We start from the raw sequence: 2505 nt of genomic DNA, 5'->3' as shown, positions 1-2505 counted from the left end.
CTCCCCACACCTCCCACACCTCCCACACTCCCCACACTCCCCACACTCCCCACACACCCCACACTCCCCACACCCCCCACACCTCCCACACCTCCCACACTTCCCACACTTCCCACACCTCCCACACCTCCCACACTCCCTACACTCCCCTTTTGCTCCTCTTCGATGGGTTTAACGAGATGGCATCGGAAGCGGCACGACAACAGGTGAGAATGTTTCGGCAAGACTACCCCAACACTGCCATGGTGTTTACGACGCGAGATTTGAGTCTGGGGGGAGATTTGGGGATTGAGAAAAGGTTGGAAATGCTGCCTCTGACAGAATCTCAAATGCGGGAGTTTGTCAGTGCTTATTTGCCTGAGCATGGTGAAAATTTATGGCAGCAGTTGCAGGGGAGGTTGCGGGAGTTGGGGGAAACTCCGATGTTTTTGTTGATGTTGTGTTCGGTGTTTGGTTATAACAAGGTAATACCTGCAAATTTGGGGTTGGTGTTTCGGAGTTTTACTCAGAGTTATCGTAGTCGTCTGAAGCAAGATGTTCCGGTTGATGAAAGTTCTCGACGTTGGTGGGATAGGTTATTGCAGGAGTTGGCGTGGGTGATGACGAATGGGGAGTCGAAAACTGAGATTATGGTTGCTATTTCTCGCCAAAAAGCTGAGGAGGTGTTGACGGAGTTTTTGCGAGGGGAGGTGGTAGCTCCGACTGACTGTGCGATGCGTTGGTTGGAGGATTTATTGGAGCATCATTTGATTCAGGTGGGAGATGATGGTCAGATTTCGTTTCGCCATCAATTGTTGCAGGAGTATTATACGGCGGAAAGGTTGTTGTGGCAGTCGTCTGGTTTGAGTGATTATGAGTTGCAGTGGGAATATTTGAATTATTTGAAGTGGACGGAAGTTGTGGCGTTGATGTTGGGGTTAGTGGAGGATGAAGCGTTGGCGGTGCGGGTGGTAAGGTTGGCGTTAGAGGTAGATTGGTTTTTGGGGGCGAGGTTGGTGGGAGAGGTGCAAGGGAGTTTTCAGGAGTTGGCGTTTGTGGAGGTTGAGGGTTTGGAGTTGCCTGTGTTGGTTAAGGTTTATTTGGCGGGGTTAACAAAGTCGGATGCTGCGATTGAGAGATTAATTCGACTCCTAGAAGACTATGACTCTGATGTGCGCATTCGTGCAGCAGAAGCTCTGGGGAAAATCGGTTCGGAAACTCCAGTTAAGAAGTTGATTCAATCTCTAGAAGACTCAGACTCTTATGTGCGTAGTCGTGCAGCAGAAGCTCTGGGGAAAATCGGTTCGGAAACTGCGATTGAGGCGTTAATTATCCGAAAAAACTCAGACTCTGATGAGCATAGCAGTTCAGAAGCTGCGATTCCAGGATTAATCCCACTTCTAGAATACTCAGACTCTTATGTGTGCTGGAATGCAGCAGAAGCTCTGGCTAAAATAGGTTCGGAAACTGTGATTCCAGAATTAATCCCACTTCTAGAATACTCAGACTCTTATGTGCGTTGGAATGCAGTAGAAGCTCTAGGTGAAATAGGTTTAGTTCTCGAAAAATCGGAAACTGTGATTCTGAGATTAATTCAAATGTTAGAAGATTCGGACTCTTATGTCCGCAGAAGTGCAGCAGAATCTCTGATTGAGATAGGCTCAGAAACTGCGATTCCGGGATTAATTCAGCTTCTAGAAGATTCAGACTCTGATGTACGTAGTCGTGCAGCGGAAGCTATGGGTAAAATAGGCTCAGAAACTGCGATTCCAGGATTAATTCAACTTCTAGAAGATTCAGACTCTGATGTGCGTAGTCGTGCAGCAGAAGCTATGGGTAAAATAGGTGCTGAAACTGCGATTCCAGGATTAATTCAACTTCTAGAAGATTCAGATACTGAGGTTTGTGGGAGTGCAGCAAAAGCTCTGGGAAAAACAGGCTCAGAAACTGCGATTCCGGGATTAATTCAGCTTCTAGAGGACTTAGACTTTTATTTACGCAGGATCGCAGTAGAAGCTCTGGTTGAAATAGGTTCGGAAACTATGATTCCGGGATTAATTCCACTCCTAAAGCACTCAGAGTCTTATGTGCGTGTGAGTGCATCAAAAGTTCTGGTTGCAATAAGTTCGGAAACTGCAATTCCAGGATTAATTCAGCTTCTAGAAGATTCAGACTCTGATGTTCGTAGTCGTGCAGCAGAAGCTCTAGGTAAAATAGGTTCTGAACCTGTGGTTCCGGAATTAATTTCACTCCTGAAAGACTCAGACTTTGATGTGCGTGAAAAGGCAGCAGAAGCTCTAGATAAAATAGGTTCTGAAACTGTGGTTCCAGAATTAATTTCACTCCTAAAAGACTCAGACTTTAATATGCGTGAAAAGGCAGCAGAAGCTCTAGGTAAAATAGGTTCTGAAACTGTGGTTCCGGAATTAATTTCACTCCTAAAAGACTCAGATTCTGTTGTATGTAGTTCTGCAGCAGAAGCTCTAGGTAAAATAGGTTCTGAAACTGTGGTTCCGGAATTAATTT

Annotated in this window: 2 protein-coding genes; one reads left to right on the top strand and one right to left on the bottom strand. The window is 45.9% G+C overall.

Annotated features, from left to right (window positions below; genetic code table 11):
- Positions 1-203: hypothetical protein (locus ACP6PM_RS23535; RefSeq protein ID WP_426588939.1), on the bottom strand; the 203-nt coding region annotated here is incomplete at its 3' end.
- Between ACP6PM_RS23535 and ACP6PM_RS23530 the strand changes: the two genes are divergently transcribed.
- Positions 180-2505 (top strand): HEAT repeat domain-containing protein (locus tag ACP6PM_RS23530; protein WP_426588937.1); only part of this gene is annotated, 2326 nt, incomplete at its 3' end. The two genes, ACP6PM_RS23535 and ACP6PM_RS23530, sit on opposite strands and share 24 nt — an antisense overlap.

The organism is Dapis brunnea BLCC-M229, from assembly GCF_050015995.1.
Lineage (GTDB): Bacteria > Cyanobacteriota > Cyanobacteriia > Cyanobacteriales > Microcoleaceae > Trichodesmium.
The sequence above is the reverse complement of the archived record's forward strand: the minus strand, read 5'-3'. Positions and strand labels throughout refer to the sequence as shown.